The 22,460-nt window shown below is 73.6% G+C and carries 20 protein-coding genes and 1 pseudogene; 5 read left to right on the top strand and 16 right to left on the bottom strand.

The window, feature by feature from the left end:
- Positions 1-301: 301 nt before the first annotated feature.
- From ABZY13_RS07895 to ABZY13_RS07910, 4 genes are all read right to left on the bottom strand, one after another.
- Positions 302-1,786 carry a HEAT repeat domain-containing protein gene (locus tag ABZY13_RS07895; protein ID WP_356628012.1) on the bottom strand — a complete coding sequence of 495 codons (1,485 nt, stop codon included), beginning with the start codon at positions 1,784-1,786 and terminating at the stop codon, positions 302-304.
- 234 nt (positions 1,787-2,020) lie between these two features.
- On the bottom strand, positions 2,021-3,274 hold the full coding sequence (locus tag ABZY13_RS07900; protein WP_356628013.1) for a serine hydrolase domain-containing protein: 1,254 nt from the start codon (positions 3,272-3,274) through the stop codon (positions 2,021-2,023).
- Positions 3,275-3,559: 285 nt separating this feature from the next.
- Positions 3,560-4,399, bottom strand: coding sequence for a DUF1206 domain-containing protein (locus ABZY13_RS07905; protein WP_356628014.1), 840 nt, complete (start codon positions 4,397-4,399; stop codon positions 3,560-3,562).
- Between the two features lie 169 nt (positions 4,400-4,568).
- Positions 4,569-4,889, bottom strand: a complete 321-nt coding sequence (locus ABZY13_RS07910) for a hypothetical protein (RefSeq protein WP_356628015.1) — start codon at positions 4,887-4,889, stop codon at positions 4,569-4,571.
- 411 nt (positions 4,890-5,300) lie between these two features.
- Between ABZY13_RS07910 and ABZY13_RS07915 the strand changes: the two genes are divergently transcribed.
- From ABZY13_RS07915 to ABZY13_RS07925, 3 genes and pseudogenes are all read left to right on the top strand, one after another.
- On the top strand, positions 5,301-7,127 hold the full coding sequence (locus ABZY13_RS07915; protein WP_356628016.1) for a glycoside hydrolase family 3 protein: 1,827 nt from the start codon (positions 5,301-5,303) through the stop codon (positions 7,125-7,127).
- 67 nt (positions 7,128-7,194) lie between these two features.
- Positions 7,195-7,335 (top strand): annotated as a pseudogene (locus ABZY13_RS07920) (peptidoglycan-binding protein); the annotation flags it as partial.
- Positions 7,336-7,380: 45 nt separating this feature from the next.
- Positions 7,381-8,130 (top strand): alpha/beta fold hydrolase, encoded by a 750-nt coding sequence (locus ABZY13_RS07925; RefSeq protein ID WP_356628017.1) that lies wholly within the window; start codon positions 7,381-7,383, stop codon positions 8,128-8,130.
- A 320-nt stretch (positions 8,131-8,450) separates the two neighbouring features.
- On the opposite strand, the gene ABZY13_RS07930 is transcribed toward ABZY13_RS07925, so the two are convergent.
- From ABZY13_RS07930 to paaA, 11 genes are all read right to left on the bottom strand, one after another.
- Positions 8,451-8,912, bottom strand: coding sequence for a hypothetical protein (locus tag ABZY13_RS07930; protein ID WP_356628018.1), 462 nt, complete (start codon positions 8,910-8,912; stop codon positions 8,451-8,453).
- Between the two features lie 93 nt (positions 8,913-9,005).
- Positions 9,006-9,965: an RNA polymerase sigma factor SigJ gene (gene sigJ / locus ABZY13_RS07935; RefSeq protein WP_356628019.1), complete on the bottom strand. Its 960-nt coding sequence runs from the start codon at positions 9,963-9,965 to the stop codon at positions 9,006-9,008.
- 9 nt (positions 9,966-9,974) lie between these two features.
- Positions 9,975-11,168, bottom strand: a complete 1,194-nt coding sequence (locus tag ABZY13_RS07940) for an FAD-dependent oxidoreductase (protein ID WP_356628021.1) — start codon at positions 11,166-11,168, stop codon at positions 9,975-9,977.
- A 263-nt stretch (positions 11,169-11,431) separates the two neighbouring features.
- The gene (locus tag ABZY13_RS07945; protein WP_356628022.1) at positions 11,432-12,283 is read right to left on the bottom strand and encodes an alpha/beta fold hydrolase; all 852 of its coding nucleotides are present in this window, start codon (positions 12,281-12,283) and stop codon (positions 11,432-11,434) included.
- Positions 12,273-13,136 carry a tryptophan 2,3-dioxygenase family protein gene (locus ABZY13_RS07950; RefSeq protein ID WP_356628023.1) on the bottom strand — a complete coding sequence of 288 codons (864 nt, stop codon included), beginning with the start codon at positions 13,134-13,136 and terminating at the stop codon, positions 12,273-12,275. Before ABZY13_RS07950 ends, ABZY13_RS07945 begins: the two co-directional genes overlap by 11 nt.
- 43 nt (positions 13,137-13,179) lie before the next feature.
- The gene (locus ABZY13_RS07955) at positions 13,180-13,959 is read right to left on the bottom strand and encodes an SDR family oxidoreductase (RefSeq protein WP_356628024.1); all 780 of its coding nucleotides are present in this window, start codon (positions 13,957-13,959) and stop codon (positions 13,180-13,182) included.
- A gap of 140 nt (positions 13,960-14,099) precedes the next feature.
- A complete protein-coding gene (locus tag ABZY13_RS07960) occupies positions 14,100-15,392 on the bottom strand; it encodes a 2Fe-2S iron-sulfur cluster-binding protein (RefSeq protein ID WP_356628025.1) in 1,293 nt (430 codons plus the stop codon).
- Positions 15,389-15,883 (bottom strand): 1,2-phenylacetyl-CoA epoxidase subunit PaaD, encoded by a 495-nt coding sequence (paaD, locus tag ABZY13_RS07965; RefSeq protein WP_356628134.1) that lies wholly within the window; start codon positions 15,881-15,883, stop codon positions 15,389-15,391. Before paaD ends, ABZY13_RS07960 begins: the two co-directional genes overlap by 4 nt.
- Positions 15,884-15,930: 47 nt before the next feature.
- Positions 15,931-16,665: a 1,2-phenylacetyl-CoA epoxidase subunit PaaC gene (gene paaC, locus ABZY13_RS07970; RefSeq protein ID WP_356628136.1), complete on the bottom strand. Its 735-nt coding sequence runs from the start codon at positions 16,663-16,665 to the stop codon at positions 15,931-15,933.
- 70 nt (positions 16,666-16,735) lie between these two features.
- Entirely contained in the window at positions 16,736-17,047 is a 312-nt protein-coding gene (gene paaB / locus ABZY13_RS07975) for a 1,2-phenylacetyl-CoA epoxidase subunit PaaB (RefSeq protein ID WP_356628026.1), read from the bottom strand.
- A complete protein-coding gene (paaA, locus tag ABZY13_RS07980) occupies positions 17,044-18,219 on the bottom strand; it encodes a 1,2-phenylacetyl-CoA epoxidase subunit PaaA (RefSeq protein WP_356628027.1) in 1,176 nt (391 codons plus the stop codon). The genes paaB and paaA overlap by 4 nt, the downstream gene beginning before the upstream one ends.
- A 381-nt stretch (positions 18,220-18,600) precedes the next feature.
- Here paaA and ABZY13_RS07985 point away from each other — a divergent pair, with 381 nt between their 5' ends.
- Both ABZY13_RS07985 and ABZY13_RS07990 read left to right on the top strand, forming a co-directional pair.
- Positions 18,601-18,852 (top strand): acyl carrier protein, encoded by a 252-nt coding sequence (locus ABZY13_RS07985; RefSeq protein WP_356628028.1) that lies wholly within the window; start codon positions 18,601-18,603, stop codon positions 18,850-18,852.
- Positions 18,852-20,330 carry an AMP-binding protein gene (locus ABZY13_RS07990; protein WP_356628029.1) on the top strand — a complete coding sequence of 493 codons (1,479 nt, stop codon included), beginning with the start codon at positions 18,852-18,854 and terminating at the stop codon, positions 20,328-20,330. Before ABZY13_RS07985 ends, ABZY13_RS07990 begins: the two co-directional genes overlap by 1 nt.
- Before the next feature lie 231 nt (positions 20,331-20,561).
- Here ABZY13_RS07990 and ABZY13_RS07995 read toward each other — a convergent pair whose 3' ends face one another.
- Positions 20,562-22,442 carry a hypothetical protein gene (locus ABZY13_RS07995; protein WP_356628030.1) on the bottom strand — a complete coding sequence of 627 codons (1,881 nt, stop codon included), beginning with the start codon at positions 22,440-22,442 and terminating at the stop codon, positions 20,562-20,564.
- Positions 22,443-22,460: the final 18 nt, after the last annotated feature.

The following is a 22,460-nucleotide window of genomic DNA, read 5'->3' on the forward strand; positions in this document are numbered from 1 at the left end:
GGGCAGCCGCGGCACCGGGGGTGTCACGCGGCACGGGCCCGGCGCCCGATGGGGGCGTGCGGTGCCATGACGAACTCGCGGAGTGGAACCGGCGCAGGGCGGCGAGGTCACGGAACCGGGCGGCGGGCGGTTCGGGGAGGCATCGTGCCGGACGAACTCCTCGCCGGCCCCACTCACGTCGCTCTTCGCCGGTCCGGACAGGCGGATCGCTTGCAGGTGGGAGGGGCTGTCACCTCCCCCACCCCGAGGGCCCGGCGATCGGCCGTCGCCTGCAGCGACGGCCGGGCCCGTCTCGGTCGGCTCACCCGGTCGGCGGGGCGTCGAGGGCCTCCAGTGCGGCGGCGGCGACCCACCGCACCCCCGGCGAGCCGTCGTCGGACGCGAGGCGGGCCAGACGGTCGCGGGCGGGACCGATGTCCGGAGGCAGTGCGCCGGTGGCCCTCGCCCACGCGAGCAGACCGGACGTCGCCGTACGGCGGACGCCCTCGTCCGGATCGTCCAGGCTCCGCACGAAGCGCCGCAGGTCCTGGCGTGCGGTGGCACCGCCGTCCTCCAGCAGCCACAGCGCGGCGGCCCTCACATTCCCGCTCGACGTCTCGTCCGCCAGGCGGCGTAGGCCGGGCAGCGCCTGGGCGAGGCCGCGGAGGGCGTTGCGGGTCTGCGAGACGTCGTGCCCGGCTTCCAGATGCGCCGTCAGCGCCCACGCCACCGCGTGACGCTCCCACGGCCGCAGCCCGTGCCTCACCAGCACGCCCAGCCCGTCGACCGCCCCGGCGCGCAGTACCGGGTCCTCGTCGTCGAGGTACGGCAGAAGCTGCCATACGGCGTCCCACCCGCCGCCCTCCGCGACGGCCACGGCGGCGGCCGCCCGGGTCGAGGCGGGAAGACTGCTGTCGTCCAGTGCGGACTCCAGCCGCTCGGCCGCCTCCGAGACGCCCAGGCCGCCCAGGGCGCGTACGGCTTTCGGTCCGGCCACGGGGTCCGTCAGCCATCGCAGCGCGACACCGGCCGTGTCCGGATCGTCGTCCCCTTCGGCGTCCCTGAGCATCGCGGCGGCCGCCCGCGGGTCGGTCTCCGCTTCCAGAGCCGCCGCCAGCGTGTCCCGCACGGTGGTGTACCCGATGCTTCTCAGCCGGGAGGCCGCCGCGGCACGCACCTGCGCCGACGGGTCCCGCAGTCCGGTGAGCAGGGAGTCGAACAGTGCCCCGTCGCAGCGGGAGGGGACCATGGCCAGGGCCCGGACACGGGCGGCGGGGGCGCCCTGCCTGGCGGTGCGCAGTACCTCCGCCGCGACGGCCGGATCGTCGTCGGACCGGTACAGCAGCTTGCGGGCGAGTCCCCAGGCGACGTCGTGCGGGTCGCCGAGCAGCCGGGCCACGGCCGCCGCGTCCCCGACCGTGCCCCGCGCCTCCAGGGCGGTCAGGGCGTTGATCCGCACATGCCGGTCCGGGTCGGACAGCAGCCGTGCGAACGTCTCCGTTATCCCGGGCCCGTCGAGCCCGAGGCGCAACACGGCCAGCGACGCTCGGCGCCGCACGCGCGGATCCGGGTCCACCAGGAGCGCCGGCAGCACCTCGGCGGCGGCCTGCCGCACCCCCAGCCGGCCCAGCCCCACGGCAGCCGCCGCCCGCACCGCGGCATCCCCGTCACCGGCCGCCCGGACGAGGGCGGCGGCGTGTTCCGCCCGCCCGAGCCGCCCCAGCCCCTTGGCCGACGCCGCGCGCCTCGCCGGGTCCGCCGACGTCCCCAACTCCCGCACGAAGAACGCGATCTGATGCTCCGACATGCCCGCCACCCCCGATGAGTGAGACTCACGAGCCACCGGAAGGTTGGCCTGCCACTTGCGGACCGTGCGGCGTGGCCCGTCTTCGACGGGTGCGGCCGGACGAGGGCCACCTCGTCAAAGGCGTGCACCGCAGGCGGGCAACGGTGTCCTCGACGTCGTCGACGGCGAACAGGCGGGCGGGCAACGCGGGGACGGCGGGTGCGGGACTCCGTCACCGGGGTCCCGCGGCGGGCCTCAGCGCCGTTCGGGCAGGTCGGCCTCCGCCGGCATGGTCGCGAGCGGGCGCGGCGCACGCGTCGACGACGCCGTGGGCTCGGTCTTCTTCCCGCAGAAGGCGGCTTCCAGCGATCCGCCGAGCGCCGTGTTCGCCGCGCCCCGGTTCGAGGTGTTCGCCATGGCGGACAGCGCGCGCCGGCCGTCGCGGGTGGCGAAGGCGTACGTGTAGAAGCCCTGCACGGTGCCGGTGTGGCCGTACACCTGGGTGCCGCAGGACAGGTCGTAGCGGCGCAGCCCGAGCCCGTAGAAGCGGGTCTGGGCGGTGTCCGTCGGGGTGACCGTGGTCATGGCGTCCAGCATCCGGGGCGAGAGCAGCTTGCCCCGCATCAGCGCGGTGGTGAAGGTGTTCAGGTCGGCCGGGTCGGAGATGACCGCGCCGGCCGACTGGGCCCAGGAAGCGGTCTGCTCCGTCGAGTCGACGAGCGGCGCCCCGGCCTCGTCGGGGTGGAGGTAGCCGCGTGCGTGCAGACCCGCGATCCGGGTCTGCGGATGCACGTAGGAGGTCCGGCCCAGCTTCAGCGGCTCGATGATGCGCCGCTCGTACTGCTTGGCGACCGACGTCCCGGTGGCCTTCTCGATGAGCATGCCGACGACGATGAAGTTGGCGTTGGAGTACTTGTAGGCGACACCGGGCTCGGTGGTGCGGGGTTCGGCCAGTGAGAGGTCGACCAGTTCCTGGTAGGTGAAGACGCGGTTGCGGACGGCTTCGAAGCCGGGCACGGTCTGCGCGAACATGGCCTCGGTGTAGTCGGCGAGGCCACTGCGGTGGGTGAGCAGGTGCCGGACCGTGATGCGGTCGTCGGGCAGCAGTCCGGGCAGGTAGCGGTTGACCGGGGCGTCGAGCTCCAGCCTTCCCTCGTCGACCAGTTGGAGCAGCACGACGCTGGAGAAGGTCTTGCTGACGCTGCCGATGCGGAAGCGTGCCCGGATGTCCATGGCTGCCGCGGAGACGCGGTCGCGGACGCCGACCGTGCGCGTCCTGATGCCGTCGGGTCCGACGAAGCGGGCCATCGCGCCGGGTGCGCCGTTGGCCATCGCGGACTCCAGGGCCGCCGTCACGCCGACCATGTCGGGGGCGGGAGTCGTGCGGTCCGCGGGGGCGGTGGGGGCGGCCGGCGCCGCGGCGGCCACTGTGGCGGGGACGAGGCCGCCTGCGAGGGCGGCGATCAGGGTGGCGCTCATGGCCAGACGTCGGTGCATCGGCAGGGGCACGTGGCTTCCTCGTTCTCGACTCGTCGATGTGACGGCACACGTGAGAGGTGTGCCGTGGAGGTCCGGGGAGGAGCGACGACAGCGCGGTCTCCCGGATCCCCGTCAGACAGGAGTGTCAACGCGTCACATCGGTTCCCGTCACCGGGCATTGGTGTCCCGCTCATCACGGTCAGCACGGTGCCGGTGGGGCGAAGCCCGGCCCCCGCAGGGATCGAGGGCCCGACTCCTGCGATCGCGCCACTGTTGCCGGTCCCCGCGATCCCTCGCCGTCGAACGACCGCCGGCTCAGGTCCTGCGGTAGCGAGCGCTGGCGAAGGAGAAGCCGCTGAAGGCCAGCAGACCCGCGGCGATCACGACGAGCAGCCACGGGCCGACCGGGGTCCGCGTGAAGGCGCGCAGCGTGTCGTCGATCCCCTTGGCGTTCTCGGGATCGAACCGCACGGCGGCGATCAGGGCGAACGCTCCCACGCCGCCGAACAGGAGCCCCCGGGCCACACCGCCGCAGACGCCGAGCGCGTCGACCGTCCGGCGCACCTGTCGGCCGACTCCGGCCATCCGCAGGTGCTTGCGGAATGTGCGACGTACCGCCCGGACCAGGATCCATCCGCCCGCGACGATCACCCCGACCGCCGCGGCGCCGACCAGCCAGCGTCCGCCGGGCATCTCGAGCGCCCTCGCGGTGATGTCCTTGGACTGACGGTCGGACGAGTTGCCCCCGTTGCCCGACCCGGTGGCGAAGGCGATCACGGAGTAGGCGACGAAGCCGTAGAAGACGGCACGGCAGGCGGAGAGCAGACGCTTGTGCGCCTTGCGCCCGTCCGGAGCGGAGGCGCCGAACGCCGCCTCCGACAGTCGCCACAGCGCCATCCCGGCCGTGGCGATGCCCAGCGCCCACAGCAGCACCGAGGCGAAGGGCTTGTCGGCGATCTCGGCGAGCGCGCCCGAGCGGTCAGCCTGTTCGCCGCTGCCGGGGTGGAAGGCGATACGGATCGCGATCATCCCGATGAGGAAATAGAGCACCCCTCGCGCCACGAAGCCGGCCCGGGCTGCACGGTCGATCGCCGTGCTGTCGGCGGCGCGCCGCGCGGTGCGCCGGGTGCGTCGCGCGAACGATGTACCTGTCATGCCCGCACGGTTGCCCCCGGTCCGGGTGCGGAAACGGTGCGTGGCGCCTTGAGGATTCGCTCCGGCGCCGTGTGGGAGGCGGCAACCGGACTCCGTGGCGGGCCTTCGTCACGGCGGCCGCGTCCGTGGCCGCCGTTGTCCGGGATGCGTGCAGACACCGGAGCCGTACTCACGGCCGGGGGCGGACGCGGTGCCACCGTGGGCGCGCGTCCCGGCCGCGGCGTCCGGCCGCGGCGGCGCAGCGTGGGCACACCCGCTGCACCCTGTCGGCCGCGCCGCCGGATTCCGGGAAGGTGTCGGGCCAGCTGACGTGGGGGAAGCGCGCGAGCTGCGAGCGGTGGAGGGACAGCCCGCACACGGTCTCGTTCCGGCCCGGTTCCCAGGCGTGCACCTCTCCGGCGGGCAGCCTACGGCGGCCTTCCTCCTCGTCGGTCCACTGTCCGGAGGCGGCGACGGCGTACTGCTTGCCGCGTTTCGTGTGCTCGACCATGTCGTCCCGACCACGTTGTGAGGGCAATCCTGCGGGTCACGTCGGCACCGTCCGCCACTCACCCGGTCGGCCACGGCCCCTCGCTCCGGGCGGTGCGGCCTGGCCGGCACCCCGCCGCTGCTACGAGTGCCACGGAAACCGCGGTCCCACACACGCGCCGGCTCCACCACCGCGACGGCGAGATCGACCGCGAGATCGACCCCGAGATGGCGAGGCCCGGCGCCAGGGCCGCGGAGCGCTACCGGGCGGGTCCGACGGCTCGTCGCCTTTCCACATTGTCTAGACCTATTTTGTCTAGACCTCTTGCCCCGCCCGTGACGTGAGGGCTACGTTTCCCGCTGTTCGGAGCACCGAGCAGTGCACGTTTCCTTCAATTCCCTTGCTGGGCAAGGCTGGAAGGAGCATGTCCGCATGCAGGACCGGAGTCTGTCCAGGAGAACCGTCCTCGCCTCCGCGACCGTGGCCGCCGCGAGCGCGACCGGCGTCGTGGGCGTCACGGCCACCCCCGCGCTCGCGCACGACCGTGACGACCGCCTCAAAAAGATCATGGCCGGGATGAGCGTCGAGGCGAAGATCGGCCAGCTCTTCGTGCCGTACTTCTACGGCACGTCGGCGACTTCTCCCAGCCAGTTCGACCAGGACCGCAACCTCAGGGAACTCGGCGTCCGTACCGTGGCCGAGCTCATCGCCAAGTACCACATCGGCGGTGTCATCTATTTCTCCGGGTGGGCGAACAACATCCAGGACCCCCATCAGGTCGCGGAGTTGACGAACGGTGTGCAGCGGGCCTCGCTCGCCCTGCCCACCCCCATCCCGTCGCTGATCTCCATCGACCAGGAGCACGGGGCCAACGTCCGCATCGGCAGCGGCGCCACCCAGCTGCCGGGCGCGATGGCGCTCGGCGCGGGCGGCTCGCTCTCCGGCGCGCGGACCGCCGGGCGCATATCCGGCACCGAACTCGCCGCTCTGGGCATCCATCAGAACTTCGCCCCGGTCGCCGACGTCAACGTCAATCCGGCCAACCCGATCATCAACGTCCGTTCCTTCGGCGCCGACCCCCGCGAGGTCGGCCGTATGGTGGCAGCCCAGGTGACGGGCTATCAGCAGGCCGGCGTCGTGGCCTGCGCCAAGCACTTCCCCGGCCACGGGGACACCGCGGAGGACAGCCACACCGGACTCCCCGTGATCACCCACACCCGCGAGGAGTGGGACCGCGTCGACGCCCCGCCCTTCAGGGCCGCCATCGCCGCGGGCGTCGACTCGATCATGACCGCGCACCTCCAGGTCCCCGCGCTCGACCCCAGCAACGAACCCGCCACCCTCTCGCCCACGATCCTCCAGGGCGTGCTGCGCGGCGAGCTCGGCTTCGACGGCGTGATCGTCACCGACGCCCTCAACATGCGCGGCGTGCGGACCAAGTACGGTGACGACCGCGTGCCCGTCCTCGCCCTCAAGGCCGGCGCGGACCAGTTGCTGTTCCCGCCGGACATCGACGTCGCCTACAACGGCGTCCTGGCCGCCGTCCGCAGCGGAGAGATCACCGAGGACCGGCTCGACGCGTCGGTCCTGCGCATCCTGCGGCTCAAGGACAAGGTCGGTCTGCTCAGCGGCAGCCCCTACGTGTCCCCGAGAGAGGTCGATCGGGTCGTCGGCGCACGCAGGCACCGGCTCGCCGCCGCCCGGATCGCCGAGCGCACCACCACCCTGCTCGTCAACGAGAACGAGGCGCTCCCGCTGCGCCGTGGCCAGAAGAAGCTGCTCGTGGTCGGCGCAAGCCCGGCCTTCCCGACCGACGGCACCCGCACCACGGTGCCCGAACTGGCCAGGGCGTTCGACGAACTGGGCTACAGCACCACCCACCTCGCCACCGGCCGCGCGCCCGACGCGGCGAAGATCGACGAGGCCGTGGCCGCGGCGCAGGGACGGGACGCGGTCGTGGTCACCACGGACAACGTCGGCGCGACCAGCGCCCAGCGCACCCTGATGTCCCGGCTGCTCGCGACGGGCGTCCCGGTCGTCCACCTCGCGGTGCGCAACCCCTACGACATCGCCCACCTCGGCGACGTCCCGGCCTCACTGGCCTCCTACTGCTGGACCGAGGTCGAACTGCGCGCCGCCGCCCGGGTGATCGCCGGCCGGGTCGAGCCGCACGGCAGACTGCCCGTGCCCGTCCAGCGCGCCGACGACCCGACCGAGGTCCTCTTCCCCTCCGGGCACGGCCTGTCGTACGACGGCTGACGTCCGCGTCGCGGCCCTCCTTCGGCGCGGGCGCCCAAGGGGGGCACTGACCGGCCGGCGGCGGGCCGACTGGCACTGGGACCCCAGGCTGTACACCGACCACAGCCGCGGCCACCAGTACACGGCCAACAGCAAGGAGACCCGCGGCGGCCACACCATCACCGTGGACCGCAACGCCTGGGACGCCCCGGTCGCGATCATCGGCTGAGCCCGGGCCCTCCCGGGGCGGGGTCGCCCCACCGACAATGGGGACATGCTCTTCCCCTTCACACACGGCCACGACGGTGAACGGCTCAGCGGTGTGCTCGGCGGTCCCCCGTCCGGGGCCACCGCTGTGGTGCTGCACGGGGCGGGCGCCAGCAGCGCCGAACGGGTGCTCCCGGTGGTGCGGGAGTTCGTGGCGCACGGCTGTCGCGGGATCGCCTTCGACTTCTCCGGGCACGGTGAAAGCACCGGTGCGCTTAGTGAGTCGAGTTTGCGGCGGCGGTTCGAGCAAGTCGTGGCGGTGATCGACGCGTACGCGGGGGCGGACGGGCCGCTGGTTGCGGTGGGGTTCAGCATGAGCGGGCAGACGGTGGCGGATCTCGTCGCGCACTACGGGGACCGAGTGGCGGCGCTGGGGCTGTGCGCCCCCGCCGTGTATGCCGCCGAGGCGTGGGACGTGCCCTTCGGGGAGGGCAACGGGCGGTTCAGTGGCATCATCCGGCGGCCGGACAGCTGGCGGCGGTCGCGTGCGCTGGAGGTGCTGCGGGCGTACGAGGGCCGGGCGGTGCTCGCCGTGCCGGGCACGGACGCGGTGATCCCACCCGCCGTGACCGAGGCCGTACAGGATGCGCTGGCCGCGCGCGCCCGGTACGCACGCTTCGACCTTCCGGGCGCGGATCACCATGTGGGGCGGTGGTTCCGCGATCACGACGACGACCGACGGGGGTTCGTGGAGGCGGTGCTGGCCGGCCTCGATGACCGGGGCCGGTCGGTCACGCGGGCGCGGGTGGCCGAGTAGCCCGGCACAGGGTGGTGAAGGAGAAGGGCCCTCGGCGAATGCCGAGGGCCCTGGCCGCGTGTCGCCGGGGGAAACGCCCACGCGACGTCCGTTGCGGGGTCGGTGCCGGCCGACGGTGTTCGTCGGCCTCGTCACTGCGCGCCGATCCTTGCACCGATCGACGCCGACCACCGTCTTTAACAGTGACAACTAAAAGGTAGCAGCTTTCACTTGGAAGTGGGTAGAGATTGGGTCGTGCTCGCTGTATCGGAACGGCGGGGCTCCGACCTGCTCGCCTTCCGCGGCCGACCCCCGGTCGGCCGATCCCGGACTGCCCGGATCTACATCCGACCGAACCTGCGCCGGGTCTCCTCGTCGGCCGGCGGGAACGTCTCCAGATGCAGTCCTTCCAAGGCCGCGTCGGTGGCGGTGCTGAGCGTGGCGGAAGTGCCGAAGAACCGCAGCCGGGCGCCGTCCACGTCGATCTCCAGGGTGATCACCGGTCCGGTGCCGGGGATCGCGGCACCGGACCCGCCGAGGTAGCCGGCGATCTCCGCGGCCAGCTCGCGGTGCCGCCGGTCATGGGTGCGGTCGGCACGGTGGCGCACCTGCCGCAGCAGATGGCCGCCCCACTCCGCGCGATTGCCGGTCCGGCCCGCCAGTCCCTCCGGATGAAGACCGACCCGGACCACATTGACCGGCGGCTCCAGCAGCTCCGGCGCGCAGCCGGCCAGCAGCCGGTCAACGGCGAAGATGCCGGCCTGACGGCGGCGCGCGGACGGGCGCCCGGTTGCCCCGAGCACTGATCCAGCCCCGCGCCCGAGTACGTGTGCTCGGGTGCGGGGCGTGGGAGCGTGCCGGTGATCCGGGACGCCTCCGGTCCTGGTCGGTCCGTGTCACCACTCGGCGAGGAGCGGTGTGTCCGGTTCGCGGCGGCGCCAGGTCTCGGTGAGACGGGACAGGCGGGTGGGGGCGGCGATGCCGTGCACGGTGGCGATCCGGCCGTCCGCGATGTCGAAGGCGACGGCGGCCACGACCCGGTCGCCGAGCACGAGCAGGAGGGCGGGGGCGCCGTTGACGAGCGCGTAGTGGACGGCGGGCGTGCCGCCGAGCAGGCGCCGTTTGGCGGGGGTGGGCTTGAGGCCGCGTGCGACGGCGGCGACGCGCTGCGGGGTGTCGTACCGCTGCGCTGTCTCGGCCCGGCCGGCGCCGTCGGAGATCGCGGTCGCGTCGTCGGTGAGCAGGGCGACCAGGCGTTCGGTGCGGCCGGAGGAGGCGGCGGCGAGAAACTCCTCGACGATCCTGCGGGCGGACGCCGGGTCGACCTCGCCGCCGCGGCGCGCTGCGGTGACGCGGTGCCTGGCCCGGTGGAGGTGCTGCTGGCTCGCGGACTCGGTGATGTCGAGGATGCCGGCGATCTCGGCGTGGCTGTAGGAGAACGCCTCGCGCAGGAGGTAGACGGCCCGCTCCAGGGGGGACAGGCGTTCCATGACGGTCAGCACCGCCAGGGAGACCGATTCGCGTTGTTCGACGGTGTCGGCCGGGCCGAGCATCGGGTCGCCGTCGAGGAGGGGTTCCGGCAACCAGGCGCCGACGGTGCGCTCGCGGCGGGCCCTGGCCGAGCGGAGCCGGTCGAGGCAGAGGTTGGTGACGACCTTGGTCAGCCATGCCTCCGGCACCTTGATCCGTCGGCGGTCGGCGGCCTGCCACTGCAGGAACGCGTCCTGTACGGCGTCCTCCGCGTCGGCGGCGGAGCCCAGCAGCCGGTACGCCAAGGAGGCCAGCCGGTTCCGGCTGGCCTCGAACCGACCCGCGTCGAAGCGATCAGTGGTGGTGGTGCTGTTCACGCGGAACACCCTATTCCGCTATGCGGCAGCCTTCTCGGCGGACGCGTCCGGCGCGGCGGCCAGGCGACGCCTGCGGGTGGGCAGGCCGAAGGTCGGGTGGGAGACGGCCCACAGCGACATCCGGATGATGGCCGTCTTGACCCGCGCGGCCTTCAGGCCGCCCACGTACCCCGGCTTCGGCTGCGCCCGGACGTCGACCAGGTGCAGGATCCCGTCGCGCCGCCCCAGGCTGATGTGGTTGCCCAGGTACGTGAGCGCGACCGTCGGGACCTTGCGGCCGGTCAGGCGGCTCACGATCGCCTCCGTGGCCTGGCGCCCCGTGCAGCCGGCGGAGGCGCAGGACATCGGCACGGCGATACCGTTGTCGCCCACGGCGTAGGCGGCGTCGCCGACGGCGTAGACGTTCGGGTACGACACCGACCGCATGGTGCGGTCGACGACGATCCGGCCGTTCTCGGTGACTTCCAGGCCGCTGGCGGCGGCGATGGGGTGGACCGTGAACCCGCCCGTCCACACGGTCGCGTCCGACGCCAGGGTGGTGCCGCCGGAACACAGCACCTTCGTCGCCTCGACGGCTTCGACGCTGGTGTGCTCCAGGACCGTGATGCCCAGCCGGTCGCAGGCCCGGCGCAGGTGGCCGCGGGCTCCGGGCGAGAGCCGGGCGCCCAGCTCGCCCCGGGCGATCAGCGTGACCGCGAGGCCGGGCCGGGCCTCGGCGATCTCGGGGGCGGTCTCGATGCCGGTCAGCCCGTCGCCGACGACCACCACGCTGCCGCCTTCGCCCCGCCGCTCCAGGGTGTCCAGGCGCTCGCGCAGGCGCAGGGCCGACGGCCGGCCGGTGACGTCGAAGGCGTGTTCGTCCACACCCGGGACGCCGTTGTGGGCGACGTGGCTGCCGAGTGCGTAGACGAGCGTGTCGTAGGCGAGCTCGTCCTCGGCGTCGGCGAGGGCGACGACCCGGCGCTCGGGGTCGACGGCGGTGACACGGGCCAGGCGCAGCCGTACGCCCGTGCCCGCGAAGACGTCGGCGAGCTTGAGCGGCTCGATCGGGTGACCGGCCGCGAGCTGGTGCAGCCGCAGCCGCTCGACGAAGTCCGGTTCGGCGTTGACCACGGTGATCTCGGTGTCGTCCGGGGACAGCCGACGGGCCAGGGTTCCGGCCACGTAGGCCCCGGCATAGCCGGCGCCGAGGACGACGATGCGGTGTTTCATGTGGTGCTCCTGTGGTTCGCTTGCTCCCCGGGTCTTGAACGGGACAGCGCCCCGATTGCTGACAGGAACGTCCGAAATGTTCCGGAGGGCGACACGAACGGGTGACGCCGTGCGCCGCCCGGTCCTCGGACCGACCACACCGCGGGTCGGTCGTGCCGGGCGCACGTCAAACAGGTCGGCGGACCCGCGGCCGTACGCGGCTCCGGACGTCCGGTACGGGCGCCCCGTCGTCGGACGGCGGGGTCCGGCGACGGGGCGGCGGATCACCGGGGGCTTGCGGCCTTCCGGTCGTCGTCCCGGGGGTGCCGGGCGCCGAAGCCGGCCGCCATCTCCCCCAGCGTGTCGGCCACCGCACGGGCGCCGGGCGCTCCGGGTTCGATGAGCGTGTAGTGGCCGGTGCCGGGCAGTACGACGGTCCGCAGGTCGCGGTGCACGGACGCGTAGTCCGTGAACTGGGCCTGCGGAACCTCCTCGTCGACGGCGCCGTGCAGCAGTACGGTCGGGACGCCGGTCGTGCCCGCGTCGCGCAGCAGGGTGATCGGGTCCACCCGGGGCAGCCGCTCCTCGAACAGCTCAGCGCCGCCGAGGAGTTGCAGGGCGGCGTCGTCGCTGAGGCCGTCGCGGCGGGTGGCGGCGAGGTCCGTGATCGGGGCGAGCGCCAGCACGGCGGTCGGCAGGGTCCGGGTGTGCCAGCGCGAGCCGGGGGGCAGCAGGCCGCGGGCCGCGCACCACAGGGCGAGGTGGCCGCCCGAGCAGTGCCCGGCCAGGACGTACGGCCGCCCCCGCGGCAGCGTGTCCACGATCCGCGCGACGTCGTCGAACGTCTGCGGATAGCCGCCTGCGCCGCCGGACCTGCGGAAGCCCGGCAGCAGCACGTCGAAACCCTGCCCGGAGAGGTAGGCGGCGAAGGGGGTCAGGTGCATGCGGTCGTAGCGCCAGTAGCCGCCGTGCAGCAGGATCACCAGCGGGGCGGCGGGGTCCTCGGCGGGCCAGGCGTCGTAGACCTGGTGGGGGTGGTCCCCGTAGCGGCCGTGCACCGGCGCGAGGACCGGCTTCAGGCTCAGGACCCGTTTCTCCTCCTCGGCGGCGAAGGCGGAGATCGTCCTAGACGCCACCGCGCACCTCCCACAGTTCGGGGAAGACCGGGCGGGTCGCTCGTTCCTCCAGCCAGGCGAGCCCGGTGGAGCCGGCGCTGCCGCTCTTGGCGCCCATCGCGCGGCGGACGACCATGATGTGGTCGAAGCGCCAGCGGGCGACGAGCTCGGCGATGTCGGTGAGCAGTTCCCCGAGGACGAGCAGCGGGTCGTGCTGGGGGCCCGCGTAGACCTGCCGCCAGGCTTCGACCACGCCCGGGTCGCAGGTGTGGGGGACGGCCGGGTCGCGGTCCCGGACGTGCTCGGGGACGGGCAGTCCCCGCCGGTGCAGGAAGTGCAGCACCTCGTCGTAGAGGGACGGTTCGCGGTAGGTCTCGGCCAGCGCCTCGTGGACCGCGGCGTCGCCCTGGTGCATGCGGAGCATCCCGGCGGACTTGTCGCCCAGCAGGAACTCCATGTGCCGGTACATCGCCGACTGGAAGCCGGACGCCTGTCCGAACGCCGCCCGGAAGCCGTTGAACTGGGCGGGGGTGAGCGCGCCGATCGGCGCCCAGGCGGCGTTGAGGGCGGTCAGGGTGCGCCGGCTGCGTACCAGCGCGTCCATGGCGGCGTCCAGGTCGTCCTTGGCGAAGGCCGTCCGTGCGGTGCGCCACTCGTGGACGACGAGGGTGAACCACAGCTCCATCACCTGGGTGGTGATGAGGAAGCCCATCTCGTCGGGGGCCTCGGTGAGGGGGCTTTGGAGCGTGTTGAGGACGGACGCGTGCACGTACGTGTCGTAGGGGCTGGCGCCCGGGAAGGGCCGGGTCAGCGGGTCGAGGTCGTCCTCGGCGGCGGCGATGGGCGGGACGGGGGCTGACGTGCTGTCGTTCATGGCATCTCCTGGTGCTGCCGTCGGTGCCGCGGGGGCGGCTCTCTCACACGCCGAGGTGGACGCCGCCGGAGGCGTCGATCCACTGTCCGGTGATCCAGCGGGCGTCGTCGCCGGCCACGAAGGAGACCACGTCGGCGATGTCGGCGGGGGCGCCGAGCCGGCCGAAGACGGAGGCGGCCGCGTACCGTTGGCGGATCTCCGGGATGCTGAGGGTGGGGTTGATCTCGGTCTCGGTGTAGCCGGGCGCGACGCTGTTCACGGTGATGCCCCTGGGGCCCAGTTCCTGGGCGAGGGAGAGGGTGAGGTAGTCGAGGGCCGCCTTGGTCATGGTGTAGGCGGCGATCGGGGGGAAGGCGACGCGGGTGGCCACCGAGGAGACGTTGATGATCCTGCCGCCGTCGCGCAGCCGGTCCAGTCCGCGCTGGATGATGAAGAAGGGGGCCTTGGTGTTGACGGCGAAGACGCGGTCGTAGTCGGCCTCGGTGACATGCGCGATGGGGCGCGGGAGGGTGATGCCGGCGTTGTTGACGAGGATGTCCACGCCGGGGCGGGTGTCTTCCTGGTCGGCGAGGGCCCGGTCGTAGGCCTCCCAGAGGGCGTCGGCGTCGCCGGGTACGCCGAGTTCGGCGTGGACGGGGAAGGCCCGGCCGCCGTCGGCCTCGATCTCCTTGACCGTGCGCTCGGCCGCCGTCGCGTCGTGCCCGTAGTGGACCGCGACGAGGGCGCCCTCACGGGCGAGGCGCCGGCTGATGGCCCGGCCGATGCCGCGGCTGCCTCCGGTGACCAGGGCGGTCCTGCCTTCGTGCCGCAAGGTGGTGCTCAACGTCTTCTCCTTCTGGTGCGTGGCTGGTGAGTGACTGATGGGTGGGTGACTGGTGGGTGGGTGACTGGTGGGTGGGTGGCTTGTGGGTGGGTGACTTGTGGGTGACGGGTGGAGGGGGCGCGGCGGGTCCGCTCCCCCGGTCATACGTCGAAGTCGAGGGTGAGTTCGGAGCTCAGGGGCCGGGCTCGGCACACGAGCGTGTAGCCGGCGGCTTGTTCCTCGGCGCCGAGCGCGTGCTGCGGGCCCGTGGTCACGCGTCCGGTGAGGACCCGGGCCCGGCAACTGCCGCAGATGCCCTCGCGGCAGGCGTACGGCACGTCGGGGTGGGCGGGCAGCAGCGCGTCCAGGACGGTGGCGTCCCGGGACGCGGTGACCGTGCGGCTGCGGCCGTCCAGCAGTGCGGTGATGCGGGTTCCGTGCGGGGTGGGAGCTGTGGGGGGTGGTGTGCTCGGGGACGGTGTGCTGTGAGCTGGTGCGCTGAGGGCTGGTGTGCTGGGGAGTGGGGGTGCGCTCGGGGACGGGGCGTCCGCGGATGACTCGTCCGCGGGAGTGAACAGTTCCGAGCGGATCCGGGCCGGGTCGGCGCCCCACTCCGTGAGTGAACGGCGGACCGCCGCGACCATGCCTGCCGGGCCGCACAGCGCGAACGTGGTGTCGGGGCCGGGGAGCGCGTCGAGCGCGGTGAGCAGCCGGGACAGCTTCGCGTCGTCGATCCGACCGCCCGGGAGGCCGCTGCCGGACTCTCGGGTGAGCACATGGGTGACGGTGAGGCGGTCGACGAACGCGTCCTTGAGTTCGGCGAGTTCGTCGGCGAGCAGGGCGTCGGCGGCCGTGGGGACCGAGTGGACGATGCTGACACGGCAGGCCGGGTCCTCGCGCAGGGCGGCGGCGGCCAGGGCGGCGAGCGGGGTGATTCCGGAGCCGCCCCCGACGAGGACGTGGTGGCCGCCGGGATGCTCGGGCAGGGCGAACGTGCCCGTCGGCGGGGAGAGTTCCAGCACGTCGCCGGGCACCAGGCCGGTGACGGCGTGGTCTCCGAAGCCGCCGGGCGCCCCACGGCGGATCACCAGGCGCAGTGCCGTCGGGTCGGCCGGCGGGGGGCACACCGAGTAGCTGCGGCGCAGTTCGGCGCCGTCGGCGCGGCGGTGCCGGACGACGACGTGTTCCCCGGGCCGGTGGGCGAAGACGTCGCGCAGGACGTCGGGCACGTCGAGGGTCACCGCGACCGCGTCCGCGGTGAGCCGCTGGACGTCGACGACCGCGAGCCGGTGCCGGCCGGTGCGCCGCCCCGCGGCCCCGGGGCGGCCGGGAGACGCCTGGCGGGGGGTGGCCGGGGGCGAAGGCGGGGCGGCGGAGTCCTCGCGGGGGGCGGCGGGGTCCGGAGGGCCGGAGTCCCGGCAGGTGGTGGCGGCGGTGTTCACGGTCTGCCTCACAGCGCGCTCAGGTGGGGGAACAGCTCCTGGCATCCCGTGCACCGCAGTACGGACTGGCAGCGGTTGGGCCCGAAGGGGCTGTGCGGCCGGGTGGCCCGGGAGCCGCAGTGGGGACAGGGCACGGCGGCCAGGGCCACGGGGACCGGGCCGCTCGCGGCGACGGGCAGGGGCGGGGCGATGCCGTGGGCGGCGAGCTTCTCCCGGCCGGCCGCCGTGACGCGGTCCGTCGTCCACGGCGGGGAGAGCACCTGCCGGACCCGCCCCTCGGGGTGGCCGCTCGCGGCGAGGACGTCCCGGATCGCCGCGACCATGGCCGGCAGCGCGGGGCAGCCCAGGTAGGTCGGGGTGAGTTCCACCTCGAGCACTCCGTCGGCGGCCGGGGCGACGGAGCGGATCACACCGAGGTCGCCGAGGCCGATCATCGGCAGTTCCGGATCGGGCAGCGCCTCCACCAGAGCCCGTACCTCCGCCGTCGTGCGGGCGGGGCGCAGGGATACGACGGGGCGCGGCGCCGCCGGGGCCGGCCGGGTCGGGCCGTTCACCAGCGGCCTCCCGGGAACTGGCGGTGGACCGACTGCATCTCGGCGATCAGCGGGCCGAACTCCTCGGTGTGCAGGCCCGCCCTCCCGCCCCGGGCCCGCCAGTCCGGGTCCGGCACGGTCAGGCCCGCGCGGGTCACGACCTCGCCCACGGCCCGCTCCCACACCGGGCGCAGCGGGGCCGGGGAGGGGACCGTGCCGGCCGACACGAGGTGGCGTACGACCTCGTCCTCGTCGAACAGTTCGGCGGTGTAGGGCCACACCCGCTCCAGGGCCCGCTGCATGCGGCGGGAGCTCTCGGGCGTGCCGAGCCCCAGCCGCAGCGTCCAGTTGTCGGCGTGCATCCGGTGGAAGGCCACCTCCCTGGCGGCCCGCCGGCCGAAGGCGGCCAGCCGGTCGTCCGCGCAGCCGGCCAGGGCCTCGTAGTAGGGGACGGCGTAGTGCGTGTACGCGAGCTGCCGGGCGACGGTGACGGCGAAGTCCCCGTTCGGCAGCTCGGTCAGCAGGGCGTTGGTGAACTCCCGCTCGGAGCGGGTGAAGGCGAACTCGTCCTCGGTGCGTCCGGTGCCGTCCACCTGCCCGGCGAGGGTGAGCAGGGTGCGGGCGTGGCCGATCAGGTCGAGGGCGATGTTGGACAGGGCCATGTCCTCCTCGATGCTCGGGGCCCGCGTGATCCACTGGCACAGGCGCTGCCCGAGGACGAGGGCGTCGTCGCCCAGGCGCAGCAGGTGCACGGCGAGGTGGGCGTCGAGGCGTGCGTCGCGCGGGGCTTCGGCGCGTGCGGCTTCGGCGACCGTGGCCGGGTCAGTCGAGGTGGTCACCGTCGGGGCCTTTCTCGGTCAGCGGCGCGAAGTGTTCCGGGTACCGGTAGGGCTTGTGGCGTGCGCCCGCGAAGTACGGGTCGCGTTCGTCGGGGGACGCCGCGTGCACGGCGTCCGAGCGGACCACCCACAGCGACAGCGGGTCGCCGCGACGGGTGTACAGGTCACGGGCCCGCAGCAGGGCGGTGTCGGCGTCGGCGGCGCGCACGGAGCCGACGTGCTGGTGGGCGAGGCCGCGGCGGGGCCGGACGAAGACCTCCCAGGACGCCGGGGCGCCCTCCGGCTGACGGTTCACGCGCGCTCCTCCGTTCCCGTTCCCGTTCCGCCCGGTGCGGCCTCCGCCGTGGCCGCGTCGCCGGCCGTCCGCGCCTCCGAGGCCGACGACAAGGCCGACGACGGGGCCGGGGACGGGGCCGGGGACGTGTCGTCGGCCGCGCAGCGCGCGGCGTACGCGGCGGACGCCTCCCGTACCCAGGCGCCGTCCTCGTGCGCCGCGCGCCGGTGTGCGACGCGCTGCCGGGACCAGTGGGTGTCGTCGCCCAGCGCCGCGCGGTAGGCGTCCCAGTCGACGGGGGTGAAGTCGTAGTGGCCGCGTTCCTCGTTCCAGCGGATCGCCGGGTCGGGGAGGGTGAGGCCGAGGCGTGCGGCCTGGGGGACGCAGGTGTCGACGAAGCGCTGGCGCAGTCCGTCGTTGGTGTGGCGCTTGATGCCCCAGGCCATGGCGCGGCGGGAGACGGCGGCGCCGAGTGCGGCGGTGCCGGTTCCGTCCGTGCCGGTGTCGGGCGGCCCGAACATCAGGGCCACGGCCGGCAGCCACCAGCGGTTCACCGCGTCCTGGGCCATCGCCTTCTGCTCCGGGGTGCCTTCGCACAGGGCGCGCATGAGGTCGTATCCCTGCCGTACGTGGAAGGCCTCCTCCTGGCAGACGCGGCGCATGGCCCGGGCGTACGGCCCGTAGGACGTACGGCACAGGGGGGCCTGGTTGATGACGGCGGCGCCGTCCGTGAGCCAGGCGATGGCGCCGGTGTCCGCCCAGGTCAGCGCGGGGTGGTTGAAGGTGGCCGAGGCCCGCTGCCGGCCCTTGTGCAGGGCGTCGAGCAGTTCGGCCCGGTCCACGCCCAGCGTCTCGGCGGCGGAGTAGAGGTACATGCCGTGCCCGGCCTCGTCCTGGACCTTGGCGATGAGCACCGACTTGCGGTGCAGGGAGGGGGCGCGGGTGAGCCAGGAGCCCTCCGGCTGCATGCCGATGATCTCGGAGTGGGCGTGCTGCGCGATCTGCCGGAGCACCATCCTGCGGTAGCCGTCGGGCATCCAGTCGCGGGGCTCGACGGTCTCCCCCGCGGCGATGAGGCCGTCGAAGTGCGCGAGCAGCTCGTCCTGCGCGGAGGGCACGGCGGAGGCGGCGGACGCGGACCCGGAGGTGGCGGACGCGGACGCGGACGCGGAGGTGGCCGGCTGTGCGGTCATGCGCCGCCTCCGCGGCCGGTTCCCGCCACGGCGGGCACGTGCCGGTCCGCGGACCGGACGCAGGGCCTGGGCACTGGCATCACTCCTTCGGCACTGGCCGGGCCGCGGCGCGCCCGGTGCGTCGGCGGCGCCCGTCCCGGATCGGGCGGGTGGCGCTTCTCCGTCTCGCAAAGGGGCCACCCGGCGGTGGGTGGCGCGTTCTCCGTCTCGGAAAGAGGCCCCTCGCGCCCCGCGCTATCCCCGCGCCGGACGGACCGGACGGGTGAGAAAGGTCACGCGCGGAAGCGGGGATTGCCGTGCGCCGCGCAGACCTCTTGTTCGGGTGACACGGGACCCACGAGACGCGCTCGGCGGCCGTTCGCCGCGCCGGAAGGGGAAAGCATGGGCACCATCAGGGAGTTGCTGGTCGAACTCACCGGGACCGCCGAGTTCGCCGACGCCGAGCGGGTCGGTGACGACGTCGACCTCGCCGCGAGCGGCATCGACTCCGGAGACCTGGTGCGTCTCGTCCTGCTCGTGGAGCAGCGGCTCGGTGTGGAGATCACCGCCGACCACATGGAGGAGCTGCGCACGATCGCCGACTACGAGCGGTTCGTGGCCGAGCACTCCTCCGTCGGCGCCGGCGGTGCGTGATGTGGCTGACGCAGCTGCTGGAACGCAACCGCCAGTGCTGGCCCGACCGGACGGCGCTGATCGACGAGCGGCGCCGGGTCACCTGGTCGCAGTTCCACGACCGCACGCGTGAACTGGCGCGCGGACTGGCCGAGCTGGGCATCGGGCGCGGCGACCGCGTCGCGGTGCTGTCCAAGGACCGCATCGAGGTCCTGGAGACCTATTTCGCGCTCGCCCGGCTGGGCGCGCTGTTCGTTCCGCTCAACCACAGCCTGGCCGTTCCGGAGGTCGCCGGCATCGTCGAGCGCGTCGGGGCGGTGGCCGTCCTCGGCGAGTCGGAGCTGCTGGACCGGCACCCCGAACTGCCGGCGTCGGTGCGGATCAGGGTGGCGCTGGACAAGCCGGCGTTCGACGCCCTGGGCACCCTGGCCGCCGAGCGCGAGCTGCCCGAGGTGGCCGACGCCGACCCGATCGCCGTGCTGCACACGTCGGCCACCACGGGGCAGGCCAAGGGCGTCACGGTCGACAGCGCCTCGTTCCGTGCCATCGCGCTGGGCTGGCTGGTCATGGCGCGTCCCACCGACGGCATCGTCATGGTCAACTGCTGCCCGCTGTACCACGGCAGCATGGTGGTGTCCCTGACCTATCTGGCCGCCGGCGCCACGATCGTGCTCATGCCCGGCTTCACCCCGCAGCGGGCGCTGGCCGCGGTGGAGGAGCACCGCGCCACCCACATGTGGCTGGTGCCGCAGATGCTGCGCTTCATGCTCCAGGCAAAGGGCTCCGCGCACGCCGACCTGTCCTCCCTGCGCGAGGTGCTCTACGGCGCGGCCCCCATGCCGCTGGACGTGTACGCGGACGCCGTGGAGCGCCTCGGCTGCGGTTTCCGGCAGGTCTACGGCATGACCGAGGTCGGCGGTCCCTTCGTCACCCTCGGCCCCGACGAGCACCCGGCGCCCGGGGACGTCACCGCCCGCATCCCGTGCGGGCGCGTCGTGCCCGGCATGTCCGCCCGCGCGGTCGACGGCGCCGGACTCGAGCTGCCCCGCGGCGAGATCGGCGAGATCGTCGTGCGCGGACCGGGTGTCATGCAGGGTTACTGGAACGACCCGGAAGCCACGCGCGAGATCGTGCTCGACGGCTGGATCAGGACCGGTGACCTCGGCTTCGTCGACGAGGCGGGGCGCATCCACCTCGTGGACCGCACCAAGGACGTCATCATCCGGGCCGGGCAGAACGTGTATCCCTCGGAGATCGAGCGCGCCCTGATGACGCACCCCGCGGTCCGGGACGCCGCGGTCGTCGGCATGCCCGACGAGGACTACGGCGAGGTGCCGCTTGCGTACGTCGTCGCCGAACCGGGCACGCGGCCCGCGGAGCTGCTCGCCCACGTCGGGGAACTGCTCGCGCCCTACAAGCGCCCGCGGCGGGTGGAGTTCATCGAGCAGGTGCCCCGCAACCCCGCGGGAAAGATCGTCAAAAAGCTGCTGCGGGCCTGAACGGCGCGCCCGCGCAGTGCCCGGCACCGCCGAGGCCGGGGTCTTGCGAGGGCTCGCCCCACAAGGCCCCCGGCCTCATGGACGATCGGCGGCGTCGCCACGGAAACCCATGGACAGCGAGGCGCCTCCATGCATGGACAGCGGGGCGCCCTCCGTGGAGGACGGTCCACGCCGGTCACCGCCCTCGCGGCGGCTCCGGCGGGTACCGCCGGGTTCGGGCCGCGCGGGACGTCAGCGCCTGTCGCGGTAGTGCAGGAGGAACCTGGCGCGCTGTTCCGGTGGCAGCCGCATCACCGTTTCGCGTACCGAGGAGGGCAGACGGGACAGCTCCCCGTCGTCGTGTCCGAGCAGGCCGGCCAAAGGATTCGACCAGGGGTCGGACAACCTCGACGGCGCGCGGTTCCCGTACATCTGTTCCGCGTAGCGGAACCGGGTGAGATTTCTCGTGATGAGCCTGCGTGTCCCCCTCTTCCTGGCCAAGGCCGAAGCGGCTTCCAGCAGCCGGATGCTGCGCTGTTTGGGCGCCGTGGCCTCGGGGACGAGCGCCACGGCGCAGTTGTTGAGCAGGATCGCGGTCCGGTCGCTGAGCCTGGAGGCGGCGAACCGGAACTTCCACGGGGCCCCGCGCAGTTCCTCCAGCCGTGGCACCACGCGTTCCGTGAGCCGGGTGGCGGCGCGATCCGGTTCGTCGCCGCGCAGCAGTTCCTGCGCGCTGCGGAGGTCGGACACGGTCGCGTCGAGCGCCGCGATGTACGGGCCGAGGCGGGACTGCCGAGTGAGCCCGCGACGGTTCTTCCTGACGAGTTTGCGCGTCTTCCTGGTGCCCGCCAGCTTCGCCGCCTCGTCGAGCAGGTCGAAGCTCTCCCGCGCGGGTGAGGGCTCGGAGGCGGGGGACAGCGCCACGGCGCAGTTGTTGAGCAGGACGGCCGTCGCGTCGGCCAGCTGGGCCGCGCTCCGCCGCTTCTCGCCGTCCTCGCTCCGGCTCAGCTCGGTGAGCTCGGGCAGCACCTGCTTCCTGAGCCGTTCGGCGGCTCGCCGGGGCTTCTCGTCGTCCAGGAGCCTGCGCACCTCGTCCAGCGACTTCACGGTCGAGGCGAGCCCCAGAAACTTGCGGTTGTCCGTGACGATCCTGCGGGTCTCCTCCGTCTCGGCCAGCGCCAGCGCCAGTTCGAGCAGCCTGGAGTCCTCCCCCGCGGGAAACGAGGTGCCGGCGCCGGAGGAGATGACGCAGTTGTTGAGCAGCAGCGCCGTCCGGTCGCTGAGTTTGGCGGTGTGGCGCCGTACGCCGTCGGTGCCGAAGGCGCGCAGCCTGGTCAGCCGCGGTACCACCTTCTTCTCCACGACCGACACCGCCCGGACGGTGTGCTCGGGGTGCAGGTCGCGGGCGCGGTCCAAGGCGACCCGCACGGCGTCCAGATCCGGGCGCAGTTGCTGCTCGACGGCCTCGTCCAGCAGGTGCTCGCCGGCCCAGGACCAGGCGCCGAAGTGTCCGGTCATCCGTTGCGGCGACGCCGCTTTGGCGGCGAGTACCGCCAAGGGCGTGACCAGGGTGCGGCGGACCTCGCCTTCGAGCACGGGGAGCGCCGAGGGGTCCAGGCGGTGATCGTCGAGTGCGGTGATGCGGTGGCGGAGATGGTCCCAGAATCCGGGGTGGCCGAGCGCTCGCTGCCAGCCGGCGGCGGCCGCTCCCCAGCCGTCCTCCCCCTCGGCGGGCGCCGCGCGGCCCGACAGTTCCTCGTCCAGGGCCCGGGCATGGGCCCGTACTGCCGCGTCGTGCGCCTGGTGCAGCTCCCGGTCGCAGCCGCAGGAGCCGTCCGGAGCGTCCCAGAGCCAGAACAGCTCGTCGACGATCCGGCGCTGCGGATGGTCGATGACGTCGAAGGCGGCCGCGTACTGCTCCGCGCTCCGTCGGCCCGGCACGGGCAGCTCGCCCGCGGGAAGGTGCACCCCGGCGCGGGCGGCGGTGGTGATGTGCTGCTTCTGCCGGCGGATCGTGCGGCGCGTCGCCATGGTGGAGAGCCCGGTCAGCCTGAAGGCGTTGCGCTGATAGAGCTCGGGGACGGTGAGTTCGCGAAGGCGCTCCAGGACCACCGGTGCGGTGCCGTTCGGCAAGGCGTCCTCCCAGGTGTT

The organism is Streptomyces sp. NPDC006610, assembly GCF_040611575.1.
Classification (GTDB): Bacteria; Actinomycetota; Actinomycetes; order Streptomycetales; family Streptomycetaceae; genus Streptomyces.

Coding starts and splice junctions, on each gene's coding strand:
- ABZY13_RS07950 (WP_356628023.1), bottom strand. CDS start 13,136: ATGAACGACAGCACGTCAGCCCCCGTCCCGCCCATCGCCGCCGCCGAG.
- ABZY13_RS07915 (WP_356628016.1), top strand. CDS start 5,301: ATGCAGGACCGGAGTCTGTCCAGGAGAACCGTCCTCGCCTCCGCGACC.
- ABZY13_RS07985 (WP_356628028.1), top strand. CDS start 18,601: ATGGGCACCATCAGGGAGTTGCTGGTCGAACTCACCGGGACCGCCGAG.
- ABZY13_RS07925 (WP_356628017.1), top strand. CDS start 7,381: ATGCTCTTCCCCTTCACACACGGCCACGACGGTGAACGGCTCAGCGGT.
- paaA (WP_356628027.1), bottom strand. CDS start 18,219: ATGACCGCACAGCCGGCCACCTCCGCGTCCGCGTCCGCGTCCGCCACC.
- ABZY13_RS07895 (WP_356628012.1), bottom strand. CDS start 1,786: ATGTCGGAGCATCAGATCGCGTTCTTCGTGCGGGAGTTGGGGACGTCG.
- ABZY13_RS07905 (WP_356628014.1), bottom strand. CDS start 4,399: ATGACAGGTACATCGTTCGCGCGACGCACCCGGCGCACCGCGCGGCGC.
- ABZY13_RS07940 (WP_356628021.1), bottom strand. CDS start 11,168: ATGAAACACCGCATCGTCGTCCTCGGCGCCGGCTATGCCGGGGCCTAC.
- ABZY13_RS07910 (WP_356628015.1), bottom strand. CDS start 4,889: ATGGTCGAGCACACGAAACGCGGCAAGCAGTACGCCGTCGCCGCCTCC.
- ABZY13_RS07990 (WP_356628029.1), top strand. CDS start 18,852: ATGTGGCTGACGCAGCTGCTGGAACGCAACCGCCAGTGCTGGCCCGAC.